General features: G+C 63.2%; 18 protein-coding genes and 1 pseudogene. 17 read left to right on the top strand and 2 right to left on the bottom strand.

The genetic code is table 11. The features are described from left to right. The first annotated feature begins 61 nt into the window (after positions 1 to 61). The 12 genes from SL003B_RS03440 to SL003B_RS03510 all read left to right on the top strand — a co-directional run bounded on the left by SL003B_RS03440 (position 62) and on the right by SL003B_RS03510 (position 14,452). Positions 62 to 1,108: an IS481 family transposase gene (locus SL003B_RS03440; protein WP_013651429.1), complete on the top strand. Its 1,047-nt coding sequence runs from the start codon at positions 62 to 64 to the stop codon at positions 1,106 to 1,108. Between the two features lie 627 nt (positions 1,109 to 1,735). Continuing rightward, complete coding sequence (locus tag SL003B_RS03445) at positions 1,736 to 5,020, top strand: inverse autotransporter beta domain-containing protein (protein ID WP_041375355.1); 3,285 nt, start codon at positions 1,736 to 1,738, stop codon at positions 5,018 to 5,020. 54 nt (positions 5,021 to 5,074) lie between these two features. Next, positions 5,075 to 5,826 (top strand): IS5 family transposase gene (locus SL003B_RS23245; RefSeq protein WP_148259246.1). Its coding sequence is split into 2 segments (ribosomal slippage): positions 5,075 to 5,405 and positions 5,405 to 5,826, totalling 753 coding nucleotides; the frame shifts between segments, so codons are not numbered across the junction. A gap of 627 nt (positions 5,827 to 6,453) precedes the next feature. Then, positions 6,454 to 6,846: a DUF2958 domain-containing protein gene (locus SL003B_RS03465; RefSeq protein WP_013651433.1), complete on the top strand. Its 393-nt coding sequence runs from the start codon at positions 6,454 to 6,456 to the stop codon at positions 6,844 to 6,846. Between the two features lie 57 nt (positions 6,847 to 6,903). Then, entirely contained in the window at positions 6,904 to 8,745 is a 1,842-nt protein-coding gene (locus SL003B_RS03470; RefSeq protein WP_013651434.1) for a ParB/RepB/Spo0J family partition protein, read from the top strand. Between the two features lie 74 nt (positions 8,746 to 8,819). After that, positions 8,820 to 9,005 carry a hypothetical protein gene (locus SL003B_RS03475; RefSeq protein WP_041375358.1) on the top strand — a complete coding sequence of 62 codons (186 nt, stop codon included), beginning with the start codon at positions 8,820 to 8,822 and terminating at the stop codon, positions 9,003 to 9,005. 481 nt (positions 9,006 to 9,486) lie between these two features. Beyond that, positions 9,487 to 9,783: a DUF736 domain-containing protein gene (locus SL003B_RS03480; RefSeq protein WP_013651435.1), complete on the top strand. Its 297-nt coding sequence runs from the start codon at positions 9,487 to 9,489 to the stop codon at positions 9,781 to 9,783. A gap of 67 nt (positions 9,784 to 9,850) precedes the next feature. Then, complete coding sequence (locus SL003B_RS22220) at positions 9,851 to 10,330, top strand: hypothetical protein (protein WP_013651436.1); 480 nt, start codon at positions 9,851 to 9,853, stop codon at positions 10,328 to 10,330. Positions 10,331 to 10,648: 318 nt separating this feature from the next. After that, on the top strand, positions 10,649 to 11,215 hold the full coding sequence (locus tag SL003B_RS03490; RefSeq protein ID WP_013651437.1) for an Lcl C-terminal domain-containing protein: 567 nt from the start codon (positions 10,649 to 10,651) through the stop codon (positions 11,213 to 11,215). Positions 11,216 to 11,551: 336 nt separating this feature from the next. Then, positions 11,552 to 11,917: a hypothetical protein gene (locus SL003B_RS03495; protein ID WP_013651438.1), complete on the top strand. Its 366-nt coding sequence runs from the start codon at positions 11,552 to 11,554 to the stop codon at positions 11,915 to 11,917. Between the two features lie 515 nt (positions 11,918 to 12,432). Further along, entirely contained in the window at positions 12,433 to 12,651 is a 219-nt protein-coding gene (locus SL003B_RS23660) for a hypothetical protein (protein ID WP_041375359.1), read from the top strand. 851 nt (positions 12,652 to 13,502) lie between these two features. Continuing rightward, positions 13,503 to 14,452 (top strand): IS630 family transposase gene (locus SL003B_RS03510; protein WP_085997565.1). Its coding sequence is split into 2 segments (ribosomal slippage): positions 13,503 to 13,842 and positions 13,842 to 14,452, totalling 951 coding nucleotides; the frame shifts between segments, so codons are not numbered across the junction. 23 nt (positions 14,453 to 14,475) lie between these two features. Here SL003B_RS03510 and SL003B_RS23780 read toward each other — a convergent pair. After that, positions 14,476 to 15,426: pseudogene (locus tag SL003B_RS23780) on the bottom strand (IS110 family RNA-guided transposase); the annotation flags it as partial. A gap of 207 nt (positions 15,427 to 15,633) precedes the next feature. Between SL003B_RS23780 and SL003B_RS03515 the strand changes: the two are divergent. The 4 genes from SL003B_RS03515 (at position 15,634) to SL003B_RS03530 (ending at position 19,339) form a co-directional block, all read left to right on the top strand. After that, entirely contained in the window at positions 15,634 to 15,843 is a 210-nt protein-coding gene (locus SL003B_RS03515; protein WP_148259247.1) for a hypothetical protein, read from the top strand. A gap of 547 nt (positions 15,844 to 16,390) precedes the next feature. Further along, the gene (locus SL003B_RS03520) at positions 16,391 to 16,951 is read left to right on the top strand and encodes a plasmid mobilization protein (RefSeq protein ID WP_013651442.1); all 561 of its coding nucleotides are present in this window, start codon (positions 16,391 to 16,393) and stop codon (positions 16,949 to 16,951) included. Next, on the top strand, positions 16,941 to 18,638 hold the full coding sequence (locus SL003B_RS03525; protein WP_013651443.1) for a relaxase/mobilization nuclease domain-containing protein: 1,698 nt from the start codon (positions 16,941 to 16,943) through the stop codon (positions 18,636 to 18,638). The genes SL003B_RS03520 and SL003B_RS03525 overlap by 11 nt, the downstream gene beginning before the upstream one ends. 83 nt (positions 18,639 to 18,721) lie before the next feature. Next, a complete protein-coding gene (locus SL003B_RS03530; protein WP_013651444.1) occupies positions 18,722 to 19,339 on the top strand; it encodes a plasmid pRiA4b ORF-3 family protein in 618 nt (205 codons plus the stop codon). A 41-nt stretch (positions 19,340 to 19,380) separates the two neighbouring features. Here SL003B_RS03530 and SL003B_RS23250 read toward each other — a convergent pair whose 3' ends face one another. Continuing rightward, positions 19,381 to 19,713, bottom strand: a complete 333-nt coding sequence (locus SL003B_RS23250) for a hypothetical protein (protein WP_148259248.1) — start codon at positions 19,711 to 19,713, stop codon at positions 19,381 to 19,383. A gap of 78 nt (positions 19,714 to 19,791) precedes the next feature. Here SL003B_RS23250 and SL003B_RS23255 point away from each other — a divergent pair, with 78 nt between their 5' ends. Further along, positions 19,792 to 20,178, top strand: a complete 387-nt coding sequence (locus tag SL003B_RS23255) for a hypothetical protein (protein ID WP_013651446.1) — start codon at positions 19,792 to 19,794, stop codon at positions 20,176 to 20,178. The last annotated feature ends 4 nt before the right edge of the window (positions 20,179 to 20,182 follow it).

A 20,182-nucleotide genomic window follows, 5' to 3' on the forward strand; every position in this document is an offset into this window, starting at 1 on the left:
AAACGCTAGAGTGTGCACTTAACCTTCTTTCCGTGCTATCGTTGGAAAGGAGGAAGATCCCATGGGACAATCATCAACAGCAAGGCAGGCCTCGCCTCGTGATGCCGCCAGCAAGGTGGCGCAGCAGCGTTTGAGCGTGCTTGAGCTGGCGAGGGAACTCGGCAACGTCGCCGAGGCCTGCCGTCAGCGAGGCATGGACCGGACCAGCTTCTACGAGTGGAAGCGCCGGTTTCAGACGCAAGGGTTCGACGGGCTGAAGGACCTGCCGCCGATCCACAAGAGCCATCCGCAGACGACGGCGCCCGAGGTGGTGGACAGGATCAAGGAGCTTGCGCTGGCGCATCCCGCCTATGGCTGTAATCGGCACGAGGCGATGCTGGCGCTGGAAGGTGTCCGGGTGTCGTCGATCACCATCCAGAAGATCCTCAACGAAAGCGGCCTCGGCACCAAGGTCGAGCGCTGGCTGGCGCTGGAGGCACAGAACGCCGAGACGGCCATCGAGATCACGCCCGAACAGGCCGCCTTCCTGGAGAAGCTGAACCCCTGCTTCCGGGAAAGGCACGTGGAATCAAGCGCGCCGGGCGAGCTCCTGTCGGCCGACACGTTCTTCGTGGGCAGTCTCAAGGGCGTCGGCAAGGTCTATCTGCACGCCGTGGTCGATACCTTCGGCAGCTACGCCTTCGGCTTCCTGCACGTCTCCAAGCAGCCCGAGGCGGCGGTCGCAGTACTGCACAACGACGTGCTGCCCTTCTACCGCCATCTCGATTTGCCGGTGAAAGCCGTGCTGACCGACAATGGCCGCGAGTTCTGCGGGACGGACCGGCATCCTTACGAGCTCTATCTCGACCTCAATGGCATCGAGCACCGCCGCACGAAGGTGAAGACGCCAAAGACCAACGGCTTCGTCGAGCGCTTCAACGGCACGGTGCTGGACGAGTTCTTCCGGGTGAAGATGCGCGAGACTTTCTACGAGACCGTCGAAGCCCTGCAGGCCGATCTCGACGCCTGGCTCGTCCACTACAACACAGAGCGCCCGCATCTGGGCTACCGCAACCAAGGCAGACGGCCTGTCGAAACCGTCATGTCATTCGTTAGCCAAGAAGGTTAAGTGGACAGCTTGTCGGGCGGCGGCGGTGAAACCCAGACATTTGGCTCCCGTGGATGTGGCGGTGAAACCCAGACGATTTCTACCTCCGACGTAAACTCCGAAATTATAGTTTCCAGACGACGTATTTCTTCGTCGAGCACAGTGAAAAGCTGTTCCCTGTAGAGGCTTGTCTCAAGAACAGGAGGCTCAAGGGAGCAGGACTGCGACGTGAAATGCTGCCCCGTGCGTTGCGGCTCCTGTCCCCTTGCGTCGAAGCTGATCAACGCAGGGACCATGCTAAGCGATATTCCAAGGAAAATCTTAACGCCAATGAACATAAAAACTCTTGCCTTTGATGTAATGAATTACGCGTCCACTTATATAGATCGATACTAGTTGCGCTTCTGACACAGAAAAAAATTCCAGCAGATATTCAGATAAATTGGCCAAATACAGCCACCAATCCAATTACAATCAAAATTATATTGTGTTACAGTTGAGTATAATTGAAAACAATTTTGTTTGTTGAGTGTGTTTCATTTGCCGCGAGTTGGACTTTGGCTTGGTCATGTGCTTTGTGCAGCGCTGGTTCTGACTGGCATGCCGGTATCAGCCGGCGGATCGACGGCGTTTCCAGGTGCGCCGTTCATGGCTGCCGACAGCGAGCTTTCCGCCTCATCTGGCTTCTCGACTGACCGCTTGGAGCGGCGCCCATCCTCGGCACTCGGCGGGGTCTTTCTCGATTGGGACCGTGATCTGCGTTCCGTTGGTGACGGCGTCAACAACCGTACGGCTACCCGCGCGGTGCGCGCCGTTGCCGAGCGGCGGTTGACCTGTCTCGCTGAGGACCGTTTGGCCACCGGCCTTGCGGTGTTCGAGGGTGGCGATGCGCCGATGGAGGGCGATGACCTCTTGTCCGTCTTTCAAAGTCATCTGACCCGCAATCTCGCCGCTGAAGGAACGAGTACCGCACGCAACTTGGTGCGCCGGCTTTGGGTAGGCGATGGGGAGGCCAGCGATCTCGTTACCGAACTGGCCTTCAGCGGCGTCCGTGCCGCCGCTGAGGCGGCACGCTCCACGGGAGCCGCGTCCGACCTGCATGCCTTGGCGCATTTGGAACTGGACTACACTCTGTCGAGCAGTGGCCGCCCCATCTGGTCGGCCATCGCCGTGCAACCGCTCTACGAGACCGGCGACAGCCATCACAGCGCCTTCGCCCAACTCGGCATGACGCGCGAGGCGGCGGCATCCACATACAATGCCGGCCTCGCCTATCGTGGCCTCACTCCCGACCGCCAATGGCTCATCGGCCCCAATGCGTTCTTCGACTACAGTACCCAGCGTAGCCACACGCGGTTCAGCATCGGTCTCGATGCCAAGTCCGAGCGATTTGGCCTATCAGCCAACCGCTATTTCCGCCTCAAAGACTGGAAGGACAGCCGCTTCGGCTATGAGGAGCGCGCCTTGTCGGGTTACGACCTGGAGATCTCAGGCCGCTTGCCGGGGGCGCCGAACGTCGAACTGTTCGCCCGCCAGTTCTTGTGGTGGCGCGATGGCGAGACCAATCTCACTGGCCGACAGTACGCCGTTGAATACAGCCCCGTCCCGGTGCTCCGCATGCGTCTGGCCCTCGTCGACCCCAATGACGCGTCACGATATGCTGAGGCCGGCACACAGCTGCGCTACCGTTTCGGTGTGCCGTTGTCCGAGCAGCTGCGCGTCGTTGATGCGCCCGAAAGCTCCGTCCTCGATCGCCGCTACGAGAAGGTCCGGCGCGAGAACATCATCCGCACTCAGGAGCGTCTGAAGGCCGAGCTGCGCGGCACGGTCACCGAGACAGTCGGCGCCAACACCATTATTTCCGCCGGACTGACGTTCGCGGCTAGCGTTGGCGGAACTGTGCCCGTGGCCGCCACAATTGTGGTCGCCGACACGCCGGGCGCTGTGCTGCGCATCCGCTTCGGCAGCGGCGCGTTGCTCACCGTCGGCCAGAACTCCACCGTCGAGATCGGGGTCGGCGTTATCACGCTCATATCGGGACTGTTCCAGTACACGTCGGGGTCGGTCGCTCACGTCATCAATGTGCCAGGCGGCACCATCGAATTGCTGGGTACCGACATTGACGCACGATCCGCCGCAGGCATCTCGACCGTTCGGGTTCGCGATGGTGCAATCCGTGCTCGCGCCTCGGCCGGGCCAATTCAGGAAGCTACTGCACGGGATATGGTGGTGCTCGGCGGTGGCAGTGTCTCACCGGTCGCAGCGGGCACTCCGACCTTCGAGGACCACGCCGAGAGCGTCAGCTTGAGGCTTGACTGGGTCGGCACCCCGCTGACGGAGAGCAAGGTCGCTCCCTATCCGGTGGCCGCGCCCGCTGTCGCCGCCACTGCCACCACCGTAGGCCAGACCGCTGCTCTAGCCTTGAACTTCTCGCGGCCCGTCACTGTCAGCGGCGCGCCGCGCATGACGCTGACCATCAACGGCACGCCTCGCACCGCCGACTATGCCTCGGGCTCCGGCAGCGCAACGCTCTTGTTCACCTACACGCTGCTCCCCGGCGACGATGGTGCATCATCGGCCACGATCACCAGCATCGACCTCAACGGCGGCGACATCCTGACCGGCACGTTGCCGGCCGTCGTCACGTTCGCAGACACAGTCGTGGATCTCGGCAGCGGCAGTCCCATCCTGCCGTCGCCTGCCGCAGTGGTCTCCACCAACGCCGTCTCGCCCACCGACGTGGTGCCGATCCCCTTCACCATCACCTTCAACCAGCCGATGACCGGCGACCCGCTCACCCTCGGCGAACTCGTCGTCGTCAACGGCACCGCGGCCAACCTCGCCACCGCTGACAACATCGTCTACACGGTCGAGGTGACCCCCACCGCGCAAGGTACGGTCAGCGTTCAAGTCCCGGCGAACGCCGCTCGCAATCCGTCAGGCATGGGTCATCCTGCTTCCAATGTCGCCTCCGTCTCCTATGCGACTTGGTTGCCCCTCGCGCTCAACCTGAGTGCGGCCGGAGCCACCGTGCTCCGTATCGATACCGCTGATGGCTCGCAATGGGAGGTTGACTGGGGCGATGGTACGGTTGAGCTGGTTAACTCCGGCAGCAACCGATCCCACGCCTATGCGGCCCCTTTCAACGGCAGCGTTCGCGTCCGATCGACCACAGGCGCAGCAATCACTCGTCTCCAATCAAATACCGCCGCGGAGCCCGGCTGGGCCTTTAACGTCGCCGACCTTCCGGCAGGTCTGACCCACTTGCAAATCACCGTGCCGAATACAATCAGCGGTGACATCGCCGACCTGCCGACCGGTCTGACCCACTTGCAGGTCACGGGGTCGAACAGCCTCCTTGGCAATATCACCGAACTACCGGCTAGATTGACCTACTTGAACCTTCAAGGGGCCAACGTCTCGTTCGTCGGCGACATCGCCGCCCTTCCGGCCGGTCTGACCTACCTGAACGTTCAGGGGCCGAACACCTCACTCAGCGGCAACGTCGCCGCCTTGCCGTCCAGTCTGACCTACTTGAACGTCACGGGTTCGAACACCCTTAGCGGCGACGTCGCCGCCCTGCCGGCCGGCCTTACCCACCTGCGGCTCTTCGGATCGACCACCCTCGGCGGCGACTTGGCCGACCTGCCGGCCGGGGTGAATTTCATGACCGTCATGGGGGCGAATACGCTCACGATGTCCGGGACCATATGGGCAGCCGCCACGTCCATGAGACAGGTACGAATCAATGGGACTGTTCCCAAGCCGTCGAGCTTCACGGATAACCTGCTCATCGCTCTTTCATCTGTCGGGACTTGGACGAATGAACGTCTGATTGACTTGCAAGAGCCGGGCGTCGGCGCACGAACGGCGGCTTCAGACGCAGCGGTAGCCACCCTGACGGGCCTCGGAGTTACGGTGGAGACGCACTAAGGTCTGTTGAGATTCAGGATTCCACTTTGGGCTTGATCGTGCTTCAAGCTTTGGATGGAACGATTCGTACTGACTGACGCCCAGTGGGCGAAAATGGAACCGCATTGTCTGGGCAAGCCGACGGACCCCGGACGCAGCGGCAGCGACAACCGGCGCTTCGTCGAAGCGGTTCTGTGGATTGTGCGGACGGGAAGTCCGTGGCGTGATCTGCCGGCTTTCTTCGGCAACTGGAACACCGTCTTCAAGCGATACCGAGATTGGGTCAAAGCCGATGTTTTCGTGCGGCTTTTCGAGGCCTGCTCGGAGGAGCCGGACATGGAATACGCCATGGTCGATGCCACCATCGTCAAGGTCCACCGCCATGGCCAGGGCGCAAAAGGGGGACTCAGAGCCAGGCCATAGGCCGCTCCAAGGGCGGCATGACCACCAAGATCCTCGCGCTCACCGATGCCCTCGGCAATCTCGTGCGCTTCGTCCTGCTGCCCGGCCATCGCTTCGACACGGTCGGCGTGCCGCCGCTCATCGAAGGCCTCTCTTTCGACGCGCTGATCGCCGACAAGGCTTTCGACAGCAATGCCATCATCGCCGACCTCGACGAGCGCGGCGCCAAGGTCGTCATCTCCCAGCACCCGCGCCGCGCCAAGCCGCTGCCGCTCGATACCGAGATGTACAAATGGCGTCACCTCATCGAGAATTTCTTCTGCAAGCTCAAGGAGTTCAAACGCATCGCCATGCGCGCTGACAAAACCGACACAAGCTTTATCGCCATCATTCATCTCGCAGCCGCCGTGATAAACTCCCGATGAATCTCAACAGACCTTAGTCAGTCGGCTGGCAGAAGGTGAGGTCAGTTTCGGAGGGGAACGTCTTCCCCTGCCTGCAACCGCCTTCGGCGTTTTCCGTCACCCCTTCGAGCAGGGCTGTCGCCCCGCAACGCTCCGTCAGGCAGAAGCGCTTGCGCGCATGCGCATAAACCTTCGTGACCGAACCATCTTGATACCGCTTCATCGCCGTACGTCGCCCTGCGCGATCATCGGCGCCACTCGGTCATGATCCCGTAATTACCGCCGCACCGGGACCCGCGCTTCACTACCCTGTGCGGCGGCAGCGGTCGGCCCTTTGGGCCGCGGTTGATTTGTTGATCGCGCTGCGCGCGGAACCTCTCTGGCCAGCTTGTGCCGACCTCGCCGGGCTTGCCCAAGGTCGCCGTCCGGCCTGCCCGCTCCGTTCGCTGCGCTCCCGTGTTGGCCGGATTGCACCCCTTTGGGGCGGCTCTCTTGGAGCCCGTCGGAGGTCGGCGCGACGCCGCCAGGCCGACGGCACTCACTGAATATCACTGGTTCTCCTGTCGTCGCTCGCCGCTGGGCAGAGGTTCAGGCGCGGGGCGTGTGTGTCCTGTGCCGCCTGTAACGACTGCACGGAGGATTGAGCCAATGAATGACACGACGACGAACCTTGGCAGCGCTGCCGCGCTGCTGACCGACGGGCAACGCGCCCGGATGCGTGCCAAGGGGCGCGAGAACGCCGCGCGCATCGAGGATGACGGCGACACGCACGATTTTTGGCCTGTGGTGAAGCTGTTCTGCCCATGGGGCGCGGCGACGTGGCTGCTGTCCGAACTCGACCCCGAGGACGAGGACATCGCCTTTGGCCTCTGCGATTTGGGCATGGGCAGCCCCGAATTGGGAAGCGTCCGCCTGTCGGAGCTTGCCGCCATCCGTGGCCCCGGTGGCCTGACCATCGAGCGCGACCAGCATTTCACGCCGAACAAGAGCCTGACGGCCTACGCCGACGAAGCCCGACAACACGGTTTCATCCGCGCCTGACCAAACCGCGCCCGTGCCTCGGCGCGGGCGCTCATTCAATCGAAAGGAATCCTACCCATGACCATCCAGACCATCCCCCTGAACAAGCTGACCGTCGCTGACGGCAACAACCCCCGCCGCAGCATGGATGCTGCCGCCCTCGACGGGCTGGCAGCATCCATCAAAGCCGACGGCCTTCTGCAAAACCTTGTTGTCCGCAAGGACGGGCGGAAGTTCCGCATCGTGTCGGGCGAGCGGCGCTATCGCGCCCTGTCGCTGTTGGCCGAGCGTGGCGACATCGGGAAGGATTATCCCGTTGCCGTCGAGGTACGTGGCGGACTGACCGAGGCCGACGCGTTGCGGCTGGCCACCGTCGAGAATATCCAGCGGGAGCAGCTTGCCCCCATGGACGAGGCCGAGGCGTTCGCCGCCCTGTTGGGCGAGGGTGCCAGCCTTGAGGACGTGGCCGCGAAAGCGGGCGTGTCGGTGCTGACCGTCAAGCGCCGCGTGGCACTCGCCTCACTCTGTGAAGAGGCCAAAGCGTTGGTGCGGGAGGGCGAGTTTTCCCTGTCGATTGCCGAGGCGCTGACCTTGGCCACCCATGACCAGCAACGCGCCCTCATCGAGCGGTTGGAGCAGGGGTATCACTACGATGCCGACGATGTGCGCGGCATGTTGACGGGCGAAAAGCCCGCCGTGGCGCTGGCCATCTTTCCGATGGAGCAGTACGAGGGCACCGTCACCGCCGACCTGTTCGCCGCCGACGACAACACCTTCTTTGACGATGCCGAGCAGTTCTTCCGCTTGCAGTCGCAAGCAGTCGAGGCGCTGGCCGCGCATCACCGCGAAGCGGGTGCGGCTTTCGTGGAGTTGCTGACGGAGGGCTATGCGCCGTGGTGGCAGTACCGCGAGGCCGACACCGAGCAGGATGAAGCGGGCGGCGTGGTCATCCACTTCAAGCCGAGCGGTCGGGTGGAAGTGCGCGAAGGGCTTGTCCGCCGCGACGTGCGTCCGAGCGTGGCCGAGGCGACGGCGGCAGCGCCCGCAACGCCCAAGCCGCAACCCGAATACACGGGGCCTGTGGTGCGGATGGTCGCCGCTCATAAGAGCATGGCCGTGATGGAAGCCTTGCTGGCCGATGCCCGCAAGGCCAAGGAAGTCGCCGCCATCCAGATGATGCGCGGTATCCGCTATCACGGACGCATCGCCGTCGATGCCCACCCCGCGCTGGCGTATTTCTGCACGAGCGACAACCCGCCCGTCAGCTACAGCGCCGTGGAACGGACAGCGCAGGAGTTCGTCGCGGCGCTGGGTTTGGAGGGCGGCAAGCGCCACCCTTACGCCCGCCCGAGCCGTGGCGCATGGGATGTGCTGTTGGGCGACGACAAGAGCGCCGAGCAGCTTTACGCGGCGGTCAAGTCGCTGTCCGACAGCAAGCTTGAACAGCTTCACCTGCTGCTGACGGCGCTGGCCTTCGGGCAGGAGAGCATGGAGGCGCTCGACACCACCGACAGCCTGTTCAATCAGGTGGCCGTGGATTTGGGCGTGGATATGCGCGACCGCTGGGTGCCCGACGAGGACTTCCTCTATCGCCGCCGCAAGGAGCACTTGGAAGCCATCGCCCGCGAGAGCGGGGCGGTATCCCGCCTCGGCAAGCTCAAGGACTACACCAAGGGCAAGCTGGCGGATGCGCTGGCCAAGCACTTCCAGCGCTGCGCCGAGAATGACGCGACCCTGCCCGCCGACCTGCGGGAGCAGGGGCGGAACTGGCTGCCCGGAGCCATGCTGTTCCCCGCCGTGACGGCGGATGCGCCCGCCGAGCAGGAGGCCGAGGACATCGAGGCGGACGAACACGACGACAATGCCGACCCGTCCGACATCGAGGCCGACGAGGACGACCTCGCGCAAGCGGCGGCCTGACCGTCCGAGGAAGCCCGCCCTGCGGGGCGGGCTTCCTTTCGTTCTCTCGTCAATTCGTTACTGGCAGGTTCGTCATGCCCATCATCGTCACCCTCGCGGTCATCGTCCTAGCCGCTTTCGTCAGCACCAGCACAGGCAGCGCCGACGCCTTCATTGCGGTGCTGTTCGTCGGCCCGTTCGCGGCTGTCGGGCTGTTCTATGTCCTGATGCTCGTCGGTTGGCTTGTGAAGGCGATCCGAAACGGGTCGGATTCCCGCTGACCGTACCCTCGGGTGCGCCGTGCCAATGCAGGTGCGGCGTGCGCCGTTTACTCGTCTGCCGCCTTGGCGTCGTGACGGGGGCAAGGGCGGCTTCTCGACATCACCGATGAACGCGACTGGCCGACATCGGCCAGCGGGATCTGATGCCGCCGCGCCGCTTTGTCGGATGAAGGGCGGCCGAGGTCGCCAAGGCTGAGCTTCCTGACTGTTTGGGTCGGTCAGCACCCATCTGCGTCCTTTCCTGTCATGGCCACATCTGAGCCCGTCGCCCGGCCCCGCAACGGCGCGCGGTCGGTTTCTTCCCCTGCGGCTGCGCCGCATTCCTCGCGGGCGCTTCGCTCCAAGAAACAGCCCGCTTGCCGTCTCCCACTGCGTTTAAGCCCTTCGGGTGCGGGGCCGTGCTTCGACGGTCTCTGTCATGGGCCATGGAAAGGTCGCGATGGGCGCGACCGCCAGAACCAAACTTAAGGAGACTTTCATCATGGCAACCATCGGCACCTTCACCAAGACCGACAGCGGCTTCACCGGCACCATCCAGACCCTCGGCCTCAAGGCCACCAAGGTCGCGATCGCCGGCGTCGAGAAGACCAACGACTCCGCCCCCGACTTCCGCGTCAAGGCGGGCACCGTTGAGATCGGCGCGGCCTGGCACCGCACCAGCAAGGGCGGCAACGAGTACATCTCGGTCAAGCTGGACGACCCGAGCTTCGTCGCCCCGATCTACGCCAACCTGGTCGAGCAGCAGGACAAGGGCTTCGCCCTCATCTGGAGCCGCTGACCGCAGGCGACGTCGCCCGCCACACGGCGGGCGGCACTGCCTCGCCGATAGTTTAACGATTTAACGAATGGACGATTTCATCATGCTCACTTTGACCGACATCCATCTGCAACGCCTGCACGCCGAGGCCGCACGTCTCGCCGAAGACACCGACGACCCTGACGACTGGGATGCGTGGAAAGAAGCCGACGGCGTCGCGACCGGCTTCAAGCTCGCGCTTCAGGAGGTCGCCCGCGAGGCGGCCAACCCCGAACCGACGCCGCCCATGCCAGCCATCAGCTACGACGATTGGCTGGCTTCCAATCGCCCCGTCCGCAATACCATCCGAACGGATGCGCCCTTCGATGGCCTGATGTTCGAGACTTTCGGCCCCGAACTCGATGCCGTGAAGGCCGCCGACCCGGCCTGCGTCTGGACGCTCGTCAGCGGCGATGACGACGACGGTCTCTACCTTCTGAGTGGCTTCCACTTCGTCAACCGTCTTGGCTACCTTATCACCGAGTGCCCTCGGGCCGGCGAAGGTCAGCTCGCAATCCGCCTCGATTGAACTTCCACCAACCGCCCCCGTCGCTTCGGCAGCGGGGGCTTTTTGGTCGGAGCTGCGAACCGCCCTCACTCTGCCTATTGTGCTTTTTTTACAGGCTGCGAGCTTCATTGAGATTGAGTTCAAGCAATAAGCGTCGACACTAGGCAAAAATTCGCAGTTATATTTAAAATAGATCGACATAGTTATGTTTTTTATTTATAAACAAAGAAATGTTTCATTTCTTTTTTATATGTGTCGACATTTAGGCGAAATGCGCACCCTTCTCTTTTCGACTTTCAACAGGAGGCTCGCCGCAACAGATTGCGGCGATTTCTATACATGTCTAAGTCAAAACTGGACACTCTGGACGAGATCGAGAACGCTCTGGCCTGGGAGCGCGGCATCGTCAAAGCGCTCGAAGATTCCCTCATGAAAGAGCGCGAAGTGATCGGCGCGCTCGAAGCTACGAGGGCGATGATATACCACGGACTCGAAGCGGCGAGGGCGGCTGGCTGCGGTGAAACGTTCGGTTCCAAAGGTCCGAAGCCGGGCGACATCATGCTCGACGGATCGGTCTATGTCGGGGTTTCGCCTGACACTGGACTTGCGCTTTTCGCGATGCCGTACGACGTGTCTGGCTCTCACACGTGGCCGGAGGCACGCGACCTGGCGGCGCAGCAGGCTCACGGAGGCCACGAGAACTGGCGGCTGCCGACGCTGGCCGAACTCACCCTGCTGCATCGTCTTCAGGAAGACGGTGTCATCGGGGGCCTGACGGAGTGGTGGTACTGGACGTCTGACCAGTTCCACAGTCATGCCGCGTGGTCCAAGTACCTGTACGACGGCAGCGAAGAGCCCGTCGACAAGAAGCGCAGCCTCCTCGTCCGGTGCGTCCGGAACGGCTAGTCGCCTCAACACTTGAACGGTTTCCCTCCCGCGTACGCGGGAGGGATTTTTCTTGGTGCAGCTGAGGACGCCTCCGTCGCCCTGACGGTGGGGCCTCTTCGTGCTCTCCGGTCGCCGTGCTTCGGCGGGCGAACGCATCCAGTCCCGACCCCTTCCGGTCCGTTGCCCGTCCTAAGGAGGTTCCGCGTGCCTGGCGGACGGCGCCTTGCCGTCCATGACCCGCCCGCGCCAGCGGGCAAGCCCGCCCGTGTTGGTCAGGACGGCGGCGGCTCATGCCGCCCGCCCTTTCGGTCGCGTCCGTCAGGACGAGCAACCAACGATCGAAAGGAGATCATCATGGGACTGGATATGTACGCCTTCACCACCGCCGAAGCCGTCGAGGCCGAAGTGGACTTCACCGCCGAGACCGCCGCCGAACTCGCCTATTGGCGAAAGCACCCCAACCTGCATGGCTGGATGGAGCAGCTCTACCGCGAGAAGGGCGGGCAGGACGACACCTTCAACTGCGTGAACGTCGCGCTGACGGTGGACGACCTCGACCGGCTGGAGGCAGACATCGAGGCGAACGCACTGCCGCACACCGAGGGCTTCTTCTTCGGCACGACGCGCCCCGATGAGATCGAGCTCGACCTCGACTTCATCGCCAAAGCGCGCGCGGCCATCGCCGAAGGGAAGACGGTGTTCTACACATCATGGTGGTGAGCCGCTTGCACCATCGACGAAGCCGCCCGGTAACGGGCGGCTTTTGTCGTGTGGTGGGTTGGCTGACGGACGCCATGAGTCACCGCCGAACAGGCCGAAGGACACGCACTGGCTCAGCCTCGGTGAGCAGGCCGATGGGGACACCTGCCTCCCGCTGATCGTCGCCTTGCCCGGCAGGCGCCTGGAGCCCCGATGCCGCCGTCCGGCATGTCAGACTGCGAGACAGCCGGCGTGTTCAGCCGGGGCCTTTCCATCCTTCCTCTGGCCGTGACCGGCGGGCCTTCCTGACCTGGGCGAACGTGGCGTCGGCGGCGCCCGCCGCAACGGCTCGCGCCCGACTTTCTTCCCCGGCGCCTGCGGCGCCTTCCTCGCGGTCGCTTCGCTCAAGAAAGACGGGCCTCGCCGTCCTCCACTTCGTTCCGGCCCTGCGGGTGCGGCTGGCCGCCTTTGCCGCCGCCTTTCGTCGCCCATGGAAGGCCGCGGTCGCGGCCAGGACAACGGAAGGAGGAAAGATCATGAACCGACTGAACACCACCGACAGCTTTCTGGACCTGACCTGGGACGAGTACGTCATCGAGGTCGAGGACAACTACCTGCTGGAGACGGGCGACGACATTGACGAGGACCAGTACGCCGACATCGTCCGCGCCTACGACCGGGGCCTGAGCCCGATCGGCTGCGCCATCGCCCTGATGGACCTGCGGCGCCACCAGGGTCGACCGCTGGCCGCCTGACCCAGCCGCGACCGCGCACCCAGCCCCGTCGGGTATCCCGGCGGGGCTTCGTCATATCCGTGCGAGGTCACTGCTGCCGCTGGGGCGCGACGGCACGATGCCGGTTTCCCTCGGGAGGGTTTTCGATGCTGCCAGCTTCGGCGGTCTTTGTTTGCATCACTCTGTGGACCCTTGGCCACCGAGCGGTGACCTGCCAACGCCATGGCCGCGCATCCCTGCGGTCACTTGTGAGACGTCTCGGTCGCCGTACTGCGAAACTGCCCATGACGGCGTCTTACCGACAGATGCATCCTCCTTGCGACCCCATCCGACAACCGGCGGCGGCCTTTCGTTCTTGGCTGTCATGGCGTCACCCGTGTGCGGCGCAACCTCTCTCCCCGACTTTCTTCCCCTGCGGCTGACGCCGCATTCCTCGCGGGGCATGTGTGGACACCCACCCTGTCAAGAAGAAGTGCATTTGAAATGAATAAATCCGGCAGAGTGCTCACATGTGTCCGGCCTCTGATATCGCAGCACAAACACTGCGGGGCCCTGATGAAATCCGCAAACCTAGGTCCCTATCAAGAAATCGCATACGTTACGATGCATCCACGCGAACGGGTTTTCCTGGTTTCCGGTTCAAACCGGTATTCATCATTTACAGTGCACGCCCTCCCGAACTGGTGATCAGCCTATCAGTTAAGCCGCGGCTGCGGCTTGCTCCGGCTGATAAGCTGTATTTCTCGCCAAAACTGCCCATGAAATTCTGGCCATCTTGTTAGAGCGTTTTGTGTGGTTTCGGAATCAAGAGGGATTCCCAAATTTGCGGGATCGTGATTCAAGATGAGGGCTGGTGAAGGAGGCCAGCCCTCATGGCCAAATCCTTGTCCGTTGATCTGCGCCGCCGTGTTGTCGAAGCCGTAGAAGCCGGTGCGTCGCGCCGAGCTGCGGCGGCTCGGTTCGGGGTTGGCGTGTCGTCGGCGATCCGGTGGGTCGAGCGCGCGCGGACGCGCGGGCACGTCGAAGCCGACAAGCGGGGCGGCAATCATCGCTCTCACCGGATCGACGCGCACCGCGGCCTGATCCTGGAATGGATCGATCAGACGCCGGATCTGACCTTGGCGGAGATCGCCGAGCGGCTGGATGCGGCCGTGGCCTATCGTCCGACGCCGAGCATCGTCTGCCGGTTCTTCCAGCGTCACGGCGTGACGCGGAAAAAAAGACTGCGCACGCCGCCGAGCAAGCGCGTGCCGACGTAGCCCGGCGCCGCCTCGCCTGGTTCGAGAGGCAGCCCGATCTCGACCCGGAGCGACTGGTGTTCATCGACGAGTGCGGGACCTCGACCAAGATGGCCCGGATGTATGGCCGTGCGGCCCGCGGCGAGCGGTGCCGGGCGCCGGTTCCCCACGGTCACTGGAAGACGACCACCTTCGTCGGAGCCCTCCGCCTGTCCGGCATGACCGCGCCGATGACCCTGGACGGTGCCATGAGCGGCGCCGCCTTCCTCGCCTATGTCGACCAGGTCCTGGTCCCGACCCTGCGGCCCGGCGACATCGTGGTGATGGACAACCTGCCGGCCCACAAGCCGCCGGCGATCCGCGCGGCGATCGAGCGAGCAGGCGCGGAACTCTGCTTCCTGCCGCCCTACAGTCCGGACTTCAACCCGATCGAAATGGCCTTCTCGAAGGTCAAGGCTCTCCTGAAGAAGACGGCCGCGCGGACCGTCACCAGCCTCTGGGACGCCATCCGTGACGCCATCGACGCCGTCACCACGGACGATTGCCGAGGATTCTTCACCGCTGCCGGGTATGAACCAGAATGATGGGAATCTGCTCTAGCTAGCGCAACTGTTGCAAGCCGCGCTGGCTTCTTGGCAAGCAACCTGTTCGCCCATGCATAAAGCGGTGTCGGCTGACCGGCTCGTACCCTTCTGATGACTGATGTTGCACCGAGCACAAGGAGCGCGCGTAGGTGCCGGTCTCCCGCTTTGCTGATACGGCCATTACGCACCCGACCACCTGTCGAAGCGGATTTCGGTGTCAGGCCGAGCCATGCAGCAAAAGCGCGTCCTGATTGAAACGACGACAGGTTCGTTATGGTGGCGACCAATGCGGTTGCGGTTATAAATCCGATGCCGGGGATCGTCGCCAGCCTCCGGCTGTCTTCGCTCGTTCGATGCCATAACCGCAATTTGCGTTCCAGGTCCTTGATCTGTTCGTTGATCTTCTTGATCTGCTCCGCATAAATGACAATCATTTCGCGAACGAGCTTTGGAACCTTCGCCTCATCGATTTCGGCCCCTAAGGTTCGGCCGATGAGCTCGGATACCCTCTCAATCCCCTGTGGGGCAACAATCCCAAGCTCGGCCAAATGGCCACGCAACGCATTTATCAGCATTGTCCGCTGCCGCACGAGCAAGGCTCTTGTGCGATGAATCATCAGTACGGATTGCTGTTCTACTGATTTAGCCGGGACAAAGCGCATTGTTGGCCGTGTCAACGCCTCGCAGATGGCTTCGGCATCAACAGCGTCGTTCTTTCCGCGCTTGACGTAGGGCTTCACATACATCGCATTCATCATTTTGACGCGATGGCCGAGCCTGGTCAGCTCACGTGCCCAGTGATGGGCTGACCCACAAGATTCAAGTCCAACCAGACTTGCTGGCAGCTTTTCAAAATAGGAGAGAAATTCAGAGCGCCGTAGCTTTTTGGCGATCACTTCACCAGTTTCATTATCTATGGCGTGCACCTGAAAAACACGCTTAGCGATATCAATACCTATTGTCAGGCCGGACATTCAAAAACCCTTTCATTATTCATTTCGGCAATCAATTTAGTTTGCCGTTTAGCAGTGGTGGGTGTCCACATCATCAAGAAAGTCGCGCTTCGAGGTCCTTCGCGTTGCTGCGGCCCTGCGGGTGCACCGACCCACTCAGGCGACGCCGGTCATGACGCCAACGAAGGCCGCGACGGTCGCGGCCGAAAACCACAAGGAGGAATGATCATGTTGCCAAGCCGAGAACCCCGTCATGGATACTACTCGCAGGACTATGAAGCGCTGGTCCGCCAGGCTCTGCGCGAAGCCGGGATCGAGACCCCGGACTTTTGGATGACGCTCCATATAGACATCTCGTGGACCATCGGGCGCCCCGTGGAAGTCTGCATCGAGCAAATCCTGGCGAAGGTCGCCGCCGGTCAGACCGGCCCGTGCTGAGCCCATCATCCATCCCGCCGGGTTTGTCCTCGGCGGGCTTTTCGCATGGCAATCCGTCGCCCCATCCGGCCGGTCGCGACGGCGCTGACGCGCCGCCGACCGCCCGCTGGTGCTGTGCCGGGTTCCGGCGGCGGATGTTGTTGGTGGCCGTTGGCACGTGTTGAGGCTTGTGATTCAGAGCGATTGCGGTTAGTCTCGCGTTATCCATCGTTGGCATTAAGTATCTGACCTGTCAGTCCGAATCCACTCCGCCCTGTGGACCGACCCCATAAGTGGGGGAGGGTTTTCGCGTCACAGGGGGGAGGCAAGATGGATGTTGGTCTACAAAAATACCTGACGGGCGGCCTGCGGCCAGCCCCTCCGCTCGCCCCTGACGGGGACGACCGACGGCATTGTTTTTCGCCCAACAGGCTCCGCATTCGACCCCCTGCCGGGGTCTCAAGCGTCGCCATCTTGCCTCGCCATTCGGCCCTGCGGCCTCAAGGGAGGGAGAGTCACGGCACCCTGATCCTCCCCTTCCGGGACTGTTGAACGGGGAGGCACCGGCATGGCAGGACGCAGACCGAAAGCCCCCGAGGATCGCCGCGATGTCGTCGCCCGCATCCGCCTGACCCGCGCCGAGCAGCGCGCCATCCAGCAGCGCGCCGTCGAGGCCGGCGTCACCTTCGCCGACTATGTCCGTGAGACCGCGATGGGTCGGAAACCCCGGGCCAAGCCGGCGAAAGCAAAGGCCATCGAGGACGTGTTCTACGAACTGGGGCGGATCGCCAACAACCTCGCCCAGCTCGAAGCCGCCACCGGCGATGAGACCTACCGGCCATGGGCGGTCTATGTCGGCAAGGAGATGGTCGAGCGCCTGACCGACCGCGCCGACCTGGCGCCCGTCCTCATGAGCCACGTCGAGGCCGTCAACGGCATCGGCCACCTGATCAACAGCCTCGCCCGCCGCGCCAACTCCGGCAAGGACATCGACGACGAGGAACGCGACGAGGCGCTCACCATCCTGAAGGACGTGCTCGCCCCGATCCACAAGGCTGTCGCCAAGGGGCCGAAGGGACGGGAGCCGGAGGGCAAGCCCGATGGCCCGGAGGGCAGCGATGCGCTTTAAGGTGCCCGCCCGTCAGCCGGAGAGCTTCCGAGGCTCGGCACTCTATCTCGCCGGCCAGATCAAGGGGCTCTCCCCCGACCGGGTGGAGTTCGTCGAGACCCGCAACCTTTTGACCGACGACCCGCGCGCAGCGGCGGCCGTCATGGATGCGACGGCCGCGAAATCCGTCCGCTGTAAGCAGCCGGCCTATCACTTCATGATCACCTTCGACCCGAAGGACGCGGCGGCGGGGAAGGTGACGCCGGAGGTAAAGCGCAAGGTCGCCCAGCAGGTCATCGAGCGGATGGGCCTGACGGAGCATCAGCTCCTGGTCTACAGCCACCGCGACACGGAACACCCCCACCTGCATTTTCTGGTCAACCGGGTGCATCCCGAGAAGCACGTCGCCTATGACCGGCATCAGGACGGGCGGCGGCTGACCGGCATCGTGCAGGAGCTGGCGCAGGAGCATGGCCTCAACATCCTGCGCAACCGCGAGTACGAGCGCCAACTCGGCCGGGACGTGGTGGAGGACTTCGGCCCCACCGTCTCTGACGCCGAATACTGGCAGGCGCGGCGGGAGCAGCGCGAGGCGCAGATCCCCTTCGCCAAGGACGACATCGCCGACCTGCGCCGACGCCTGAAGGACGATTTCATCCGCGCCCGCGACTGGGATGACCTGGCCCAGCGGCTCGCCGACAAGGGCGTCACCCTGGAGCGCAAGGGGCAGGGGCTGATCCTCACCGACGGGGAGCGCTTCGCCAAGCTGTCCGACATGGGCAAGGGTGTCCGCTTCCATACCCTGGAGGAACGCTTCGCGGAGAGCTTCGACGACCACATGGCGCGGCGGGCCGCGCGTGTTGCACAGCGGGATCGGGGCAAAGAGGAGCCGACGCCCGATACGTCGGGCATGGCCCCGCCCGAGCGGCGCACCGTGGAGGGCATGTTCGCCGAGGAGCCGGACCGCGACCCGGCCGAGGCGGCCGTGCGGCGCTTCGACGAAGCCGACATGGACTTCCGCTACTGGAGCCAGATCGAGGCGTCCTACCGGACAGCCGCGGGCAAGGTGCGCTATGCGGAGCGTCAGCAGTCCTTCGCCGAGAAGCAGGTGCCCCGTGACGAGGCATGGCTTCAGAAGCGCGACCGCAGCCTCGACGACATTCTGGGCAAGGTCTACCGGGATGCCGTCAAGGCCCGCGCGGTCTGGGATGACCTGGAGGAGAAGTTCGGCATCCGCGACGCCGAACGCATGATCGAGAAGGACCCCTTCATCCTGGGGGCGGTGCGCGGGATGCGGCTGGGCGACACGCGGACGGCCGACCGCAAGGAGGCCAGGCGCTACTACCGCTACATCATCGAGCGCCGCCGCCGGTGGCGGGATGCCCGGAACCGGCTGGAGCATACGCGCTCTGAGATCGAGCAGGCCAGGCGGCGGGTGAAGCAGGCCATCCGCGACTACGAGATGCTACAGCAGATCGCGGGCAGCCCGCAGGTGCTGAAGGAGACGATGCTGGAGAAGATCAAGGCGCGGGCGCGGGCACTGTCGCGCGTGACCGAGAAGGCCATCCAACGCAGCCGCCTGTCGGACGAGCGGCGCGAACAGCTCCATCGCGCTTGGCGCGTGGCCAAGGAACGCAAACTTGAGCGGGAGCGGAAGCGCGAACGGGGCCGGGCGTTCGGGCTCGACCTGACGCTGTTCGATAAATGAGGCTTCCTACCGCGCGGCTTTCGCATCGCAGGTGCCGAACCGGCTGGTAGGATTGAGAGGAACAACAAAAAGGGGAGCAGCGTATGCCCAGCAAGAAGAAGGTCACCGCCGCGAACTCGGCATTTCAGATCAAGGTTCAGTTAATCGGCATTGAGCCGGAAATCTGGCGTCGCATCATTGTTCCGGGCACGCTGACACTGCGGGAACTTCACGCCGTCCTGCAAGGGGCCATGGGCTGGCAGGACTACCACCTGCACATGTTCGAGATCGAGGGAAAGCGCTTCGAGGTGCCGGAGAACGACAAGTTCGGGCCGGAGGACGGTTATGCGGACGAGCGGAAGCAAACGCTGGCGAAAATCCTCACAAAGGGAATGGAGTTCCTTTACGTCTACGATTTCGGCGACAACTGGAAGCACCTGATCACAGTCGAGGATGTCGCGGCGCCCGCCTCCGCGCGCCATTTCATGCCGCGCTGCATCGCCGGCACGCGCGCATGTCCGCCGGAGGATTGTGGTGGGGACTATCGCTATCCGGAGTTTCTGGACGCATTGGCCGATCCCGGCCACCCCGAACACCGGGACATGGTGGATTGGGCGGGCGGCTTCGAGCCGGAGGTGTTCAGCTTGTCGCAGGCAAACGCGCTGATTGGTGCGGTCTGTGCGCTTTACGCGGAACGAGGCTGGGGCTTCCGTCAGCCATGACCACCTTGAACGTGGGAAGTTTGGTGGCCTGCATTAGCTGCTTACCGGCATTCTTTCGGACTGATGAGCAACAGTGCTTGGTCCCGGCTTTCCGGTTCGATAGCCACGCGCAGGTCTTGTGTGTCGCACCATCCCAGAAACTCTGACAGCGCGCGGGTTCCCAGGAATGCACTGTCAAGCGGAAGCCCAAGAATACGGCCGCCGCGCGACATGCAGGATTGGATCCCCTGCAGCACGTCCTCGGCTTTCATTCGCGCCAGGCTTTCGCCGGCGCGTATTTCGCGCCCAATCATTGCTTGATTGAAGTCCCTGGCTGATTGGAGGATGTCTTCTGTTGCGTCCGCTTCTCGCCACTTGTCTGCCAAACACTGCATGGCACAATAACTCCCAAAATTCTTGCAGTGCCTTATGTGACCGAGCCCGAATATCGCGAATGACAGGGAGGACGAAAAATGAACATGCTTGCGCTCGTTTACCAAGGACTTCCCCATATTGACGATATCGCGCCTATATCTGGTGATGACGGCGCTTGCCTCGACGAGATACGAGCCGTGCTGGACCGCTACGGGAAGACCGACCGCTTCGGTATCTGCCTTCTGCACCAGCATTTCGCGATCGGGGATGGCGAGATTCTGGTGGAAACCTGCGATGAGGAAGAGCGGACGCTGACGCTGCGGCCAGTGAGCAAAAACAGCCTGCCCGCCCAATCTGTCGTGGAGACCGTATGGCGGTTCGACAGGCCGGGAGCATCGGCAGCGTGCTGGAAGGCGTGCGTCGCCGATGGGCCAGCCGGTTCCCATCGGAAAAAGCACGTTCAGGGCCGGACACTGACACCTTGATGGT

This window comes from Polymorphum gilvum SL003B-26A1 (assembly GCF_000192745.1).
In the GTDB taxonomy this organism is placed as follows: domain Bacteria; phylum Pseudomonadota; class Alphaproteobacteria; order Rhizobiales; family Stappiaceae; genus Polymorphum; species Polymorphum gilvum.